The organism is Streptomyces albus subsp. chlorinus (assembly GCF_013302895.1).
Lineage (GTDB): Bacteria > Actinomycetota > Actinomycetes > Streptomycetales > Streptomycetaceae > Streptomyces > Streptomyces chlorinus.
On the sequence record NZ_VJOK01000001.1, the window covers coordinates 2031625 to 2045688 of the forward strand.

Annotated in this window: 11 protein-coding genes; 5 read left to right on the forward strand and 6 right to left on the reverse strand. The window is 73.0% G+C overall.

What is annotated here, in order from left to right; translation table 11 throughout:
- Positions 1-72: 72 nt before the first annotated feature.
- Positions 73-1149: a LuxR C-terminal-related transcriptional regulator gene (locus FM076_RS09120; protein ID WP_173869412.1), complete on the reverse strand. Its 1077-nt coding sequence runs from the start codon at positions 1147-1149 to the stop codon at positions 73-75.
- Positions 1150-1344: 195 nt separating this feature from the next.
- On the opposite strand from FM076_RS09120, the gene FM076_RS09125 reads away from it, so the two are divergent.
- Positions 1345-3096 (forward strand): NAD+ synthase, encoded by a 1752-nt coding sequence (locus FM076_RS09125; RefSeq protein ID WP_173869413.1) that lies wholly within the window; start codon positions 1345-1347, stop codon positions 3094-3096.
- 107 nt (positions 3097-3203) lie between these two features.
- Here the strand turns inward: FM076_RS09125 and FM076_RS09130 are convergent, their stop codons facing one another.
- Complete coding sequence (locus tag FM076_RS09130) at positions 3204-3923, reverse strand: SDR family NAD(P)-dependent oxidoreductase (RefSeq protein WP_173869414.1); 720 nt, start codon at positions 3921-3923, stop codon at positions 3204-3206.
- 56 nt (positions 3924-3979) lie between these two features.
- Complete coding sequence (locus FM076_RS09135; protein ID WP_173867890.1) at positions 3980-4147, reverse strand: hypothetical protein; 168 nt, start codon at positions 4145-4147, stop codon at positions 3980-3982.
- Positions 4148-4505: 358 nt separating this feature from the next.
- Here FM076_RS09135 and FM076_RS09140 point away from each other — a divergent pair, with 358 nt between their 5' ends.
- A complete protein-coding gene (locus FM076_RS09140; protein ID WP_173869415.1) occupies positions 4506-5150 on the forward strand; it encodes a TetR/AcrR family transcriptional regulator in 645 nt (214 codons plus the stop codon).
- 135 nt (positions 5151-5285) lie between these two features.
- Here FM076_RS09140 and FM076_RS09145 read toward each other — a convergent pair whose 3' ends face one another.
- Positions 5286-6485, reverse strand: coding sequence for an MFS transporter (locus tag FM076_RS09145; RefSeq protein WP_173869416.1), 1200 nt, complete (start codon positions 6483-6485; stop codon positions 5286-5288).
- Positions 6486-6694: 209 nt separating this feature from the next.
- On the reverse strand, positions 6695-7753 hold the full coding sequence (locus FM076_RS09150) for an endonuclease/exonuclease/phosphatase family protein (protein WP_173869417.1): 1059 nt from the start codon (positions 7751-7753) through the stop codon (positions 6695-6697).
- 331 nt (positions 7754-8084) lie between these two features.
- On the opposite strand from FM076_RS09150, the gene panB reads away from it, so the two are divergent.
- The 3 genes from panB (at position 8085) to FM076_RS09165 (ending at position 10957) form a co-directional block, all read left to right on the forward strand.
- Positions 8085-8912, forward strand: coding sequence for a 3-methyl-2-oxobutanoate hydroxymethyltransferase (gene panB, locus FM076_RS09155; protein ID WP_173869418.1), 828 nt, complete (start codon positions 8085-8087; stop codon positions 8910-8912).
- A 165-nt stretch (positions 8913-9077) separates the two neighbouring features.
- Positions 9078-10079 (forward strand): ATP-binding cassette domain-containing protein, encoded by a 1002-nt coding sequence (locus FM076_RS09160; protein ID WP_173869419.1) that lies wholly within the window; start codon positions 9078-9080, stop codon positions 10077-10079.
- On the forward strand, positions 10076-10957 hold the full coding sequence (locus FM076_RS09165; protein ID WP_428814762.1) for an ABC transporter permease: 882 nt from the start codon (positions 10076-10078) through the stop codon (positions 10955-10957). Before FM076_RS09160 ends, FM076_RS09165 begins: the two co-directional genes overlap by 4 nt.
- Before the next feature lie 24 nt (positions 10958-10981).
- On the opposite strand, the gene FM076_RS09170 is transcribed toward FM076_RS09165, so the two are convergent.
- A partial coding sequence (locus FM076_RS09170; RefSeq protein ID WP_180217741.1) for a BTAD domain-containing putative transcriptional regulator occupies positions 10982-14064 on the reverse strand: 3083 nt, incomplete at its 5' end.

Below are 14064 nucleotides of genomic sequence, written 5' to 3' on the forward strand. Positions count from 1 at the left end.
GAACGCTAGGCGCACCGGTTCGAGGGGGACAAGAGGGGGCCTGTACGGACGGTCGAACGGCCAAATGCCGAACTACGGCGCATTCTTGGCGGCTCGGACAGGGGGCGTCTTGACCGAGCCGGCACCCGATGCCCCACCGGGCGTCTGCGGCACCCAGCCCAGGCTCGCGGCGCGCATGCCCAGCTGGAAACGGGTGGTGGCGCCCAGACGTTCCATCAGCCCGTGCAGCCGCCGCTGGAAGGTGCGGTAGCTGATGCCGAGCTGCCGGGCCATCACCTGGTCGGTCATCCCCGTGGTCAGCAGCGCCAGCAGCCGGGCCTCCTCGGGGCTGGGACCGTCCGGCGCGCCCGGCCGCCGGCCCGCCAGGTAGTCGGAGATGGGCAGCGCCCTGCCCCACAGCACCTCGAAGAACTCGCACAGCACCTCCAGCAGTCCGGAGGGGTGCACGACGACGCTGCTGGCCAGCTCGTGCGGTGCCGCCCGCAGCGGGATCAGCGCGATCCGGTCGTCCGCGATCAGCATCTTCGTGGGGGTGTCCGCCATCACCCGTGCGTCCTCACCCAGCTGGGCCGCAGCGCCGATGTCACCCTCGAAACGGTGCGAGGCGGCCAGTCCCTCGGTGTCGTAGATGACGCGGTAGCCGACCCCGCGGCGCAGCATCTGCGCCTGCACCGGCATCATTCCGGTCTTGGGGTCGAGCCGGTCGGGGTCGCTGTTGGCGTACGGCGGGCGGTCGATGCCCCGTATCTGGCTGCGTGCGCTGCGCTGGAGCTGGTCGACCTGCCGGATGACGGCGGCCCGGCCGGTGACGATCTCGACCAGGTCCAGCGGGTCGCGGCCCACCGCGTTCGCCCGGAACCGCGCGGCCAGGTGCTGGATGTGGCGGCGTGTGCGGTGGATCTCCTCCTCGCGGGCGAGCAGCAGCGACTCGAACGCGATCTCGGGGGCCACCGGCAGATAGCGCTCCTCCCCCCGGTCCGCCGAGAACCGGCCGACCAGGTTGAGCTTCTCCAGGGAGGCCAGCGCCGCGCGCACCCGTCCGGCGCTCAGTCCCGCCGCGGCGCGCAGCTCGGCGACGGTGACGGCGCCGTCCACCAGCGCCTCGTAGACCTGCTGCTGGACGGGGTCGAGATCCAGTGCCTCCAACATGCTGGGCATCCTGAGTGCGGTGGCGAGTTCACGTCAATGACCGAACGCCGCCAGCACCCCGCCAAATACACAGGAACCCTTCAGAACCGCCCTCGTACCCCCAGGCGCGCCGCCTCCCCGGGGCACATACGAGGACGGCGCGGTCCGACCGGGCCCCCGGCCCATAACGTCATCCCGACGATTACACTCGGCTGCGTGGCTCAACTACGTCTCGCGCTGAATCAGACCGACTCCACCGTCGGCGACCTGGAGGGCAACGCCTCCCGCGTCCTGCGGTGGGCCCGGCACTCCGTCGAGCAGGGCGCCCATCTCGTCGCGTTCCCCGAGATGGTGCTGACCGGCTACCCGGTGGAGGACCTGGCCCTGCGCCGCTCCTTCGTCGAGGCGAGCCGCACGGCGGTGCACGACCTCGCCCGGCGGCTGGCCGACGAGGGGCTGGGCGAGGTGCCCGTCGTCGTCGGGTACCTGGACCGCTGCGAGCAGGCCCAGCCCCGGTACGGCCAGCCCGCCGGCGCCCCGCAGAACGCTGCGGCGGTGCTGCACCGCGGCGAGGTGGTGCTGACCTTCGCCAAGCACCACCTGCCCAACTACGGCGTCTTCGACGAGTTCCGCTACTTCGTGCCGGGCGACACCCTGCCCGTCGTACGGGTCAACGGCGTCGATGTGGCGCTCGCCATCTGCGAGGACCTGTGGCAGGAGGGCGGCCGGGTCCCGGCGGCGCGCGCCGTGGGCGCCGGGCTGCTGCTGTCGGTCAACGCCTCGCCCTACGAGCGCGACAAGGACGACACCCGCCTGGAGCTGGTCCGCAAGCGCGCCCAGGAAGCGGGCTGCACCACGGCCTACCTGGCCATGGCGGGCGGCCAGGACGAGCTGGTCTTCGACGGCGACTCGATCGTCGTCGGCGCGGACGGGCAGGTCATCGCCCGGGCCCCGCAGTTCGAGGAGACCTGCCTGCTCCTGGACCTGGAGCTGCCCGCCGCGGCCGGCGCGGCGCCCTCGGGCGTGGTGGACGACGGGCTGCGCGTCGAGCACCGGACCGTCTCCGCCGAGCCGCCGCCCGCCTACGAGCCGGCCTTCTTCGGCAGCGAGGCGCCGCGCATGGAGGACGACGAGGAGATCTACACCGCGCTGGTGGTCGGCCTGCGCGCCTACGCCGTCAAGAACGGCTTCCCCTCCGTACTGATCGGCCTGTCCGGCGGCATCGACTCGGCGCTCACCGCCGCGATCGCCTGCGACGCGGTGGGCGCGGAGAACGTGTACGGCATCGCCATGCCCTCCCGCTACTCCTCGGAGCACTCTAAGGAGGACGCCGCCGAGCTGGCCGAGCGCACCGGCCTGAACTTCCGCACCGTCGAGATCGAGCCGATGTTCACCGCGTACATGGACGCGCTGGGCCTCACCGGGCTCGCCGAGGAGAACCTCCAGTCCCGGCTGCGCGGCACCCTGCTGATGGCCGTCTCCAACCAGGAGGGGCACATCGTGCTCGCGCCGGGCAACAAGTCCGAGCTGGCCGTCGGCTACTCGACGCTCTACGGGGACTCGGTGGGCGCCTACGGACCGATCAAGGACGTCTACAAGACGAACATCTTCCGGCTGGCGAAGTGGCGCAACCGGGCGGCCCGCGAGCGCGGCGAGACCCCGCCCATCCCCGAGCGCTCCATCACCAAGCCGCCGAGCGCCGAGCTGGCCCCGGGCCAGGTGGACACCGACTCGCTGCCCGACTACGACGTCCTCGACCGCATCCTGAAGCGGTACGTGGACGGCGACCAGGGGGCCGCGGCGATCGTGGCGGCCGGCTTCGACGCCGGGACGGTCGGCCGGGTGCTGCGGATGACGGACCGCGCCGAGTACAAGCGGCGCCAGTACCCGCCGGGCACCAAGATCTCCCCCAAGGGCTTCGGCAAGGACCGCCGCCTGCCGATCACCAACGCCTGGCGCGAGGACTGAGGCCCCCTTACGGGCCCCATGCTCCACAATCCCGGCGGCGCGAGCTGGTCTCGTGGGCCGCTGCCCGGCTCACCGCGAGAGTGAGTGAGGCAGGCAGCGGCGGGCGGTCAGATCGCTGAGCGGCCCCCGTCGGCGGCGACGGTCGCGCCGGTGACGAACCCCGCCCGGTGACTGGCCACGAAGGCAACCACCTCGGCGACCTCCGCCGGGTCGGCCGCGCGAGCCATCGGCACCGTTTCGCCGAAACCGCCGACGTCCTGGCCCAGCTCGGCGACTGCCTTCGTGGAGCGCATCGGGCCGGGGGAGACGGCGTTGACGCGCACCTTCATGGGGGCGTACTCGGCCGCCCAGGCGCGGGTCAGGGATTCCAGTGCCGCTTTGGTCGCACCGTAGACGGCCATGCCGGGCATGCCGATCCCGGCGGCCGTCGAGGAGATGTTGACGATGCTTCCGCCTCCACGTGCGGCCATGTGTGGTGCCAGGGCTGTAGTGAGCAGGAACGGTGCCCGCACGTTGACGGCGAATGCCTCGTCGTACGCGTCGAGATCCCGCGTCGCACCGAGCAGGACAGCCGCGTTGTTGACCAGGACATCGACGTCTTGGGCCGCGTCGGCGAGCCGCCGCACCTCCTCGCTCTCGTTCAGGTCGGCCCGCAGGAAGCCGGTGTGACCGCCGATGTCCTCGACGACCCGGGCGCCGCGCTCCGGGTCGCGTCCGCTGACCGTCACGTCCGCGCCACCGGCGGCGAGGACCTTCGCCACCGCGTGCCCCAGCCCACCGATCGCGCCGGAGCCGGTGACCAGGGCTTTCTTTCCCCTGAAATCCATCGGTGTGTCTTCCGTGAGCGTGTCTTCGGGGCGGAGGAACACAGGTCGCCGGCCGGTCATCGGGGCGCAGCCGCCGCGTTGCGGATCCAGCTGCGGAATTCGATCGCCAGGTGTTCGCAGTGCCCCTCGATCGTCGAGTCCGGGGCGGCGGACGGGTAGATGACGCGTACCACGACATCCGCGCCGGTGCCGGTGTCCATGTGCGCATCGGTGCTGGTGTTCATGGTGTTCCCTTCGTGGTGCGGTGAAGCGCGCCGGCGCTGTCGGAGCGTCCGGCGATGCGTTCGACGTTGTTCGTCCTGCGGTCAGGCCTCTGGCCACGGCATGGGTGCCGAACCGGTGACAGTGGTGGGTGAGAGGGCCTGCGGTGTCGCCGGCGTGTGCGTCGGCGACGGCGGCGGCGATGACGTGGTCCCCGCCGGGGAGGAACCGGTCCACCGTGCACGCGAGCCGGCGGCTCACACCGGCCAGGCGGGGCGGATCCCGCCTCTTCGGACCACTGTCGTGAATGCGAATTCACATTCACATAATACGCGGGTGATGACCGCTGTCAAGGGCTGCGCGCGGGGAACGCTCAGTAGGATGCCGGGTGTGATCGACGACCCTCAGGCTCGGAAGCACTACCGGGAGCCTCGCCAGGCACGCAGCCGCGAGACCTTGCAGCGCGTACTGCAGGCAGCCGAGGACCTGGTCACCACGGACGGGGTGGAAGAGCTGACGATGACGCGGGTCGCGCAGCGCGCCGGCGTTGCGGTCGGATCGATCTACCGGCGCTTCGAAGGCAAGGACCAGCTCCTCACCGCCTTGAGCGAGCGCACCCTCCAGCGGCTGGAAGCCCACCTGGCCGCGCGGCTCGACGACTGCGAACCCTCACTGCCGGGCGTGCTGGACGCCTTCGCCCACGCTCTGGCGTACTCCTACGCGTCCGGCAGCCGCTTCATCGCCGGCCTGCTGCCCGGCCAGGCGGTCGGCCTGAGCGAGCGGGCCGCGCGGACCGCGGCCGAGGTCCGCCGCCTCCTGCACGAGGCCGCGACCCCTTACCTGGACGAGATCCGGCGCACTGATCCCCACGCGGCCCTCGACGCCGTGGCCCGCACCGTGCTCGGAGCCTGCGTCCACGCCGCACTGCGCCCCGACGGCCTCGACGACCAGGACTCCTGGAGCTGGTACGCCGACCAGCTCAGCGACATGACCCTGGCCTATCTGCAGACCCCCGACCGCCGCTGACAGCACCCGCTCCTGGGCCGGGTGCGCCCGGGGCCGGGCCGGTCAAAGGGTGCCCCTCGCGTAGGACGCGGACCGCGAGTCCGACCCGGCCGGGCGCGCGGTTCCCCGCGCCCCGTGGGGGGCGCGGGGAACCGGCTAGTGGGAAGAGTGCGCTTCCAGGGGGAGTTCACCCGCGCGGGCGACCACCCGGGACTCGCCCCGCGCGAGGGCACCGGCCACGACAGCGATGGCCAGCCCCGCCAGGGCGAGCACCGCGCCGACGAGGGTCGGGGACATCCAGCCCCAGCCGGCCGCGATGACGACGCCGCCGAGCCAGGCGCCGCCCGCGTTGGCGAGGTTGAACGCGGAGTGGTTGGAGGCCGAGGCCAGCGTCGGCGCGTCGGAGGCGGCCCGCATCACCAGCATCTGGACGGGCGTGGTGATCAGGAAGCCGACGGCCCCCAGCAGCCCCACCAGCACCAGCGCGGCCCACTTCACCGGGGCGGCGAAGTGGAAGGTGAGCATGAGCGCCGCCATCAGGCCGAGCGCCGTGTAGAGGGTGCGGCGCGGGGCGCGGTCGGTCAGCGGCCCGGCCACCAGGGTGCCGAGCGTCATGCCGATGCCGAAGAGGGCGAGCACCCAGGTCACGGAGGACTCCGCGAGGCCGGTGACCTCGGTCATCATCGAGGCGAGGTAGCTGTAGACGGCGAAGACCCCGCCGAAGCCGAAGACGGCGGTCAGCAGCCCGAGGACGACCTGGCGGTTGCCCAGCGCCCGCAGCTCGTGCTTGACGCCGCCCTGGTGCTCCAGCGGCAGGCGCGGCACCAGCAGGGCGAGGGAGACCATCGCGACCAGCCCGATGAGGGTGACGACGACGAAGGTGGCCCGCCAGCCGAGCTGCTGGCCCAGCGCGGTGCCGCCGGGGACGCCGACGATGTTGGCGACGGTCAGCCCGAGGAACATGGTGGCCACCGCGCGGGCCGCCCGGCCCTCCTTGACCAGCCGCGCCGCGACCACGGCGCCGACGCCGAAGAAGGCGCCGTGCGGCAGTCCCGCCAGCACGCGTCCGGCCAGCAGGGTGGCGAAGCCGGGGGCGAGGGCGGAGGCGAGGTTGCCGAGGGTGAACAGTCCCATCAACAGCAGCAGCATCAGCTTGCGCGGGACGCGGGCGCCGACGGCGGTCAGCAGGGGTGCGCCGAGGACGACACCGAGGGCGTAGGCGGAGACGAGGTACCCCGCGGTCGGTACGGACGTGCCGAGATCGTCGGCGACGTTCGGCAGCAGGCCCATCATCACGAACTCGGTGGTGCCGATCCCGAAGGCGCCCACGGCGAGTGCGAGCAGAGCCAGAGGCATGCGGAAAGAACCTTTCGACGCGTAAGGACTGCGATGCGTTGCTGAGTGGTCACGTTGCTGAGCGGACACGGAGAGGCGGGCCGCCGTGACGGCCCGCCTCGGGGCGGCGCGCAGCCACCCCTTTATGTTTTGCCGTGCAACAAAGTCTCGCAGCCGGATGTTCCAGGGTGCAAAACGCGGCGTTACGCGCGGACGAACCCGGGCTCCCCTCAGTCCGTCAGGTCGATTTTGGCCGCGACGGGCAGGTGGTCGCTCCCGGTGGGGGGCAGCGTCCACGCCGAGACGGGGTCCGCGCCCTTCACCATGATCTGGTCGATCCGCGCCATCGGGAACGAGGCAGGCCAGCTGAAGCCGAAGCCGTTGCCCGCGGCGCCCTGCGCGGAGCGCAGCTGGGCCGTGATGGGGGCCAGGGCGCGGTCGTTCATGGTCCCGTTGAGGTCGCCGAGGAGGACGACCTTGCCGGCCGGGTCGTGGGAGATGGCCGCGCCGAGCGCGTCGGCGCTGCCGTCCCGCTGTCCGGCCGTGAAGCCCGCACGGAACTGCACGCGGACGGACGGCAGGTGCGCGGCGTAGACGGCCACCTTCCCCTTGGGTGTCGCGACGGTGGCGCGCATGGCGCGGGGCCAGCCGATCTTGAGGTCAACAGGCCGGGCGTCGCTCAGCGGGTACTTGCTCCAGATCCCGACCGTGCCGGTGAGCTTGTGGTACGGGTACGCCTTGCGCAGCCCCGTCCGGTAGACGCCGGCCTGCGCCGAGGAGACCTCCTCCAGCGCGACCACGTCGGCGCCGGAGGACGCCAGCGCCCGGGCGGTGCCCCGCGGGTCGGGGTTGTCCGCGTTGACGTTGTGGGTGACGACGGTGAGGTCCCCGGACGCCCCGGAGGTCTTGTCCCCGAACACCCCGCCGAACAGGTTCAGCCACACCAGCGTCGGCAGCACCAGCGCGATCAGCGCGGTGGTGGAGCGGCGCAGCAGGGCCAGGACGAGCAGCACGACGATCAGCACCCCGCCCCACGGCAGGAACGTCTCCCACAGGGAGCCCAGGTTGCCGATGGAGTTGGGGATCTCGGCGTGCAGGGAGAGCGCGAGCGCCAGGATCACGGCGACCGCCGCCAGGATCCAGCCGCGCCGCCACTTCCCCGGGCCCGACCACCCTCTCAGGACGCCGCGGCCCCGGTCGTCGGTGTGCCGTGAAAGCCGGGCGAGGAACCCCGTCCTGGAGTCGCCGTCCTCGCTGTACCTGGCCTCCGACGTGTACGCGCGCGCCATCCGCCGTCCTCACTTGCCTGTGCTGGTGCCCGATGAACCATAGGCGATTGCGGTTCTCATCAAGGTGAACCTCTCGGTCCGACCGCCGTTTCGCCCGAGTCCGTTCCCGCCGCCCGGAGACCGGTGTTCCGGTGCGGGTCTGCTGGGAGGACGAGAGGAGGCGGCCGTCGGGTTCCGGCAGGTGAGGGCGGATCAGTGGTTGTGACAGAACGCGCATATCGCTCCGGCCGCCGCCGGGCCCCTACCGGTGGCCGGAGGGGCGTGCCAGCATGGACAGCGGTTCCGGAGACGCCGTCAGGGCGCTTCGAGACGACATCCAGGAGACCCAGTCATGCCACAGACCCTTTACGGGGGAACCCGTAACCGTCGTGTGACCGTGCGCGACCTCGCACTCGCCAAGGAGCGGGGCGAGAGGTGGCCCATGCTCACCGCGTACGACGCGATGACCGCCTCCGTCTTCGACGAGGCGGGCATCCCGGTGCTGCTCGTCGGCGACTCGATGGGCAACTGCCACCTCGGCTACGAGACGACCGTACCCGTCACCATGGACGAGATCGCCATGCTCACGGCGGCCGTCGTACGGGGCACCAGCCGCGCCCTCGTCGTCGCCGACCTGCCGTTCGGCTCGTACCAGGAGGGCGAGGTCCAGGCGCTGCGCAGCGCCACCCGGCTGGTCAAGGAGGCCGGGGCCCAGGCCGTGAAGCTGGAGGGCGGCGAACGCTCGGCCGGCCAGATCGACCTGCTGGTGCGCTCCGGCATCCCGGTGATGGCCCACATCGGGCTGACCCCGCAGTCCGTGCACGCGATGGGCTACCGGGTGCAGGGCCGCGGCGAGGAGGCGGCGCAGCAGCTGCTGCGCGACGCCAAGGCCGTCCAGGACGCGGGGGCCTTCGCCGTGGTCATGGAGATGGTGCCCGCGCCCGTCGCCGCCGAGGTCACCCAGGCCCTGCACGTGCCGACCGTCGGAATCGGCGCCGGCCACGACTGCGACGCCCAGGTCCTGGTCTGGACCGATATGGCGGGCCTCACACCGGGCAGGCTCCCCCGCTTCGTGAAGCGGTACGCGGAGCTGCGCGGCGCCCTGGGCGAGGCCGCCCGCGCCTTCGCCGAGGACGTCACCTCGGGGGCCTTCCCGGCACCGGAGCACTCCTTCGAGTGACAAAGACCGGGCCCCGGTGACGGCGGGCCGGGCCCCGCGCACCCACCGGGGCCCGGCCCGCCGAGGAGCCGGGCACCCGCACCGACAGCGGGCCGACAGCCCCCGCGAGCGGGCTGTCGGCTCGCTGTCGGTCGGCTGTCGGTGGCGTCTGGCACATTGTCGGACATGACGCGAGAGAAGACGACGAACGCGGTCGAGGTCCGCGGACTGGTCAAACACTTCGGGGAGACGAAGGCCGTGGACGGCATCGACCTCGATGTGCGCGAGGGCACCGTGATGGGCGTGCTCGGTCCCAACGGTGCGGGCAAGACGACGCTCGTGAGGATGCTCTCCACCCTGCTGCCGCCCGACGCGGGCACGGCGAGGGTCGCCGGCTACGACGTGGTGCGCCAGCCCCGCCAGCTCCGCCGCACGATAGGCCTCACCGGGCAGTACGCCTCGGTCGACGAGAAGCTGTCGGGCTGGGAGAACCTCTACATGATCGGGCGCCTGCTCGATCTGCCCCGCTCGGAGGCCCGCAAGCGCGCCGACGAGCTGCTGGAGCGGTTCTCCCTCACCGAGGCGGCCCGGCGCCCCGCGAGCAAGTACAGCGGCGGTATGCGCCGCAGGCTCGACCTGGCGGCCTCCATGATCGGCCGCCCGAAGGTGCTGTACCTGGACGAGCCCACCACCGGCCTCGACCCGCGCACCCGCAACGAGGTGTGGGACGAGGTGAAGAACATCGTCGCCGACGGCAACACCGTGCTGCTCACCACGCAGTACATGGAGGAGGCCGAGCAGCTCGCCAGCGAGCTGACGGTCGTCGACCGGGGCCGGGTCATCGCCGAGGGGCGGGTGCCCGAGCTGAAGGCGAAGGTCGGCGGCCGCACGCTGGAGATCCGGCCGGCCGACCCGGGCGAGCTGGCCCGGATGGTCGGCGCCCTGGCCCAGTCGGGTCTGGACGGGATCGCGGGCGCGACGGCCAGCGAGGACGCGGGCGTGGTCAGCGTGCCCATCGTCAGCGACGAACAGCTGACGGCCGTGGTGGGCCTGCTGGGCGAGCGCGGCTTCGCCATCGCCGACATCGCCACCCATCTGCCCAGCCTGGACGAGGTGTTCCTGGCCCTCACCGGCCAGAAGGCCACCCACCAGGACGACGAGAACGAGCTCGAGGAGGTCGCGGCGTGAGCACCGCCACCGTCAAGACGCCCCGCGCCGAGGAGACCCGGATCCCGCCCGGCCGCACCCCGGCGCCGCAGAAGCCCGGAGCGGACGAGGGCCGTATCGGGCTGCGGGCCAACCTGCGGCACATCGGGGCGCTGGTCCGCCGCAACGCGCTCCAGATCAAGCAGGACCCCGAGTCGATGATGGACGCGCTGCTGATGCCCATCGTCTTCACGCTGCTGTTCGTCTACGTCTTCGGCGGCGCCATCGGCGGCCAGGGCGGCGGCCAGGGCCGGCAGCAGTACGTGCAGTATCTGATCCCCGGCATGATGGGCATGATGGGCATGTCCATCGCGATGGCCGTCGGCACGGGCATCAACGAGGACTTCCGCAAGGGCGTGATGGACCGCTTCCGGTCCATGCCGATCGCCCGCTCCTCGGTGCTGATCGCCAAATCCCTGGTCGAGGTCGGCCGCATGCTGGTGGCCATCGTCGTGCTGCTGACCGTGGGCTTCCTGTGCGGTTTCGAGATCCACGGGCACTGGCTGGGCATGCTCGGCGCCATCGGCCTGACCGCGCTGTTCGGGGCCTCGCTGTTGTGGATATTCATCCTGCTGGGTCTGACGATGAACACCGCGCAGGCGGTGCAGGGCGTCTCCTTCCTGGTGCTGATGCCGCTGCAGTTCGGCTCCTCGGTCTTCGTGCCGCCCGGCACGATGCCCGGCTGGCTGAAGGCGTTCACCGACGTCAACCCGCTCACGCACCTGGCCGACGCGGCCCGCGGCCTGATGCTGGGCCACGGCGGGATCGCCGGCCCGGTGATGTGGACGGTGATCTGGTCCGTCGGCCTGACGCTGGTGACGGCGCCGTTCGCCATCGCCAAGTTCCGCAGCAAGGTCTGACGCCGGGTGCGCAGGCGCGGCCCGTCACGCCTCCCGTACCAGGGCGACGGCCTCTTCCAGACGGAGGCCGTCGCCCGCGGCGTGGGCGGCGGCGAACGCCTCCTGTGGCAGCGCTTCGCGCACCGCCCGCTCGGCGGCCTGCCGCGACTCGCGCTCGACGGGGAGCGGGAAGCACCCCGGCGGCAGCCCCGTGAGGCTGTCGTAGGCGCCCAGCAGCCTGCCCGCCTCCTCGCCCCGGCCGAGCGCGGCCAGCGCCCGCGCCGCCGTCAGCAGTTGGCTGAGCGTCAGGTGCGGGGTGATCGCGTCCGCCATCAGGTCGCGGGTCTTGCCGATGGAGACCCGCACCTTGGCCAGCGCCTCGGCCGGCTCGCCCGAGACGAGGTACGTCCACGCCAGGATGCCCTGCACCATGCCCGCGAACAGCTGCGGCGCCCGGTCCTCGAACTCCGCCTCCAGCGGTTCCAGCAGCTCCCGGGCCCGCGCGGCCTCGCCCGTGCGGGTCAGGTGCACGGCCAGCTGGATCGCCGCGAAGTTGGGGCCGTCCCCGGGCAGGCGCTCGGCTTCCTCGGCCGCCTTCCGCAGCAGCCGCTCGCCCTCCGCTGCCTGCTCCGGGTCGTCCAGCTCCACCAGGACGGAGCCGAGCCGCGCCTTGAGGTAGGGCACCTGGCTGTGCGCGCCGAGCAGCTCGGCCCGCGCGATGGCCAGCCGGCAGTCCTCGGCGGCCTCGGCGAACCGGCCGCGGGCCGTGAGCGCCTCGGCCCGGCCCGAGAGCGCCTCGGCCTCGCCCCAGGCGTCCCCGACCCTGCGGAAGATCTCCAGGCTCTCGGCCGCGTCCGCCGCGGCCTGGTCCCAGGAGGCGGGACGGTCACTGGTGATCTTGGTCCGTAGCTGGAGCACATAGGCCAGCTCCCACTCGTAGCCCAGCCGGCGGCAGCCCTCCACCGCCGCGTCGGCGAGCCGTCGCAGCGCGTCGAAGCTGTCCGTCATCAGCCAGGCGAACAGCCACATGCAGCCGGGCAGCCGGCAGACCTGGGGCATGCCGGGGCTGTAGACGCGGGTGATGTTGCGCAGCTCGGCCTGCCGCTCGGGGCTCCGCAACTGCTCGATGCCCTCCTCGGCGTCCGTCAGCAGCATCAGCCGCACCCCGCGTCTGGCCTCCCACAGCAGTTCCTCGCTCATGGGCGGGGGCGACTGGGTGCACGACTCGTACAGCGGCGGCGCGGGGCGCACCGGCGAGGCGAAGGGGTCGGGCCCGAGGGCGAGGGACGCGGTGGCCCAGGTCTGCCTGTCGCCGCGGTGGCCGCGCAGCTGCCAGAACCAGTTCAGGGACAGCACCATGCAGAGCGCCTCGTGCTCGTCGCGGGCGGCCAGTGCCCGGCGCAGCGCCGTACGGAGGTTGTCGTGCTCGCGCTCCAGCCGCTCCAGCCACGCCGCCTGCCGCGGTCCGCGCAGCAGCGGGTCGGCGGTGCGGGCCAGTTCGCGGTAGGCCACCAGGTGGCGGCGCTCGGCCCGCTCCCGCTCGCCGGGGACCTCCTCCAGCTTCTCGGCGGCGTACTCGGCGACGGTCTCCAGCAGCCGGTAGCGCATGCCGCCGGTGTCCTCACCGGGTACGGCCGTCACCAGCGACTTGTCGACAAGGGAACCCAGCAGCGCGGCGATGCCGCCGCCCGCCTCCTCACCCGCCGGGTCGAGATCCGCGCAGACCTCCTCGGCCTGCTCCAGCGCGCAGCCGCCCGCGAAGACCGACAGCCGCCGCAGCACGGCCCGCTCCCGCTCACCCAGCAGCTCCCACGACCAGTCGACGACCGCGCGCAGCGTCTGCTGGCGGGGCAGCACGGTGCGGCTGCCGCTGGTCAGCAGGCGGAAGCGGTGGTCGAGCCGCTGGGCGAGCTGGCGGGGCGTGAGGGACCGCAGCCGCGCCGCCGCCAGCTCGATCGCCAGCGGCAGCCCGTCGAGGCGCCGGCAGATCTCCGCGCACGCCTCCGGGTCCTCGTCCGTGCTGAAGCCGGGGCGCGCCGAGGCGCCCCGGTCGGCCAGCAGCCGCAGCGCGACCGGATCGGGCAGCGGCCCGACGGGCCGCACCGACTCGCCGGGCACGCCCAGGGGTTCGCGGCTGGTGGCCAGCACGGTGACGCCGGGGCACTCCACCAGCAGCGTCTCGACGACCCGCGCCGCCGCGTCGATGAGGTGCTCGCAGTTGTCCAGCACCAGCAGCATGCGCCGGGCCGCGCAGTACTCGGCGAGCTGGGCCAGCGGATCGCCGGCGGCCGGGTCGGCCGCCGCGCGCAGCCCCTCGGCGGTGGAGCCGGTCAGCACGGTCTCCCGTCCGCCCAGCGCGGTGAGGACGGCCTCGGCCGTGGCCCGGTGGCCGTCCTGCTCGCGTACGGCGGCCAGTTCGACCACCCACACGCCGTCCTCCCACCCGGACCCGGGCCCGGCGCTCGCCCGGGCGGCGGCCTCCAGGGACAGCCGCGTCTTGCCCGCGCCGCCCGGCCCGGTGAGCGTCACCAGCCGCGCGGCACCCAGCTCCTTCCCCAGCACGCGGATCTCCTCCTCGCGCCCGACGAAGGAGGTCAGCCGGGCGCGCAGGGCACCGGGGGTGCCCACACCCGCCGGGACGCGCGGGGCTCCCCGGCCCACCGCACCACCCGGAGTACGCGGGGCGTCGGCGGCCCTCGGGGCGCCAGGGTGCCGGGGGTCCGCCGGGGCCGGGGCGGGGGCCTGGGCCGCCTTCGGAGTCGGGGCCGGAGCCGGCATCGGCATCGGCGTCGGCGTGTGGTGGGAGGGCGCCGGAGCGTGGTGGGAGGGGGACGGAGCGTGGTGGGAGGGGGACGGGGAGGAGGGGGCAGCGGGTGGGGTCGAGGGTGCGGATGGGGACGGGGGTGCGGGGTGGCCCCCGGACAGCAGTTCGGTGTGCAGGGCGCGGAGCTCGGCGCCGGGGTCGGTGCCGAGCCGCTCGGCGAGGCGGGCACGGATGTCCTCGTACGCGGCCAGGGCCTCGGCGGCACGGCCCGCGTCCCGCAGGGCGCGCAGCAGCAGGGCCTGGAGCGGTTCGTCCAGCGGGTGCTCGGCGGCCAGCTGCCGTACCGTCGGCAGCACGGCCTCGG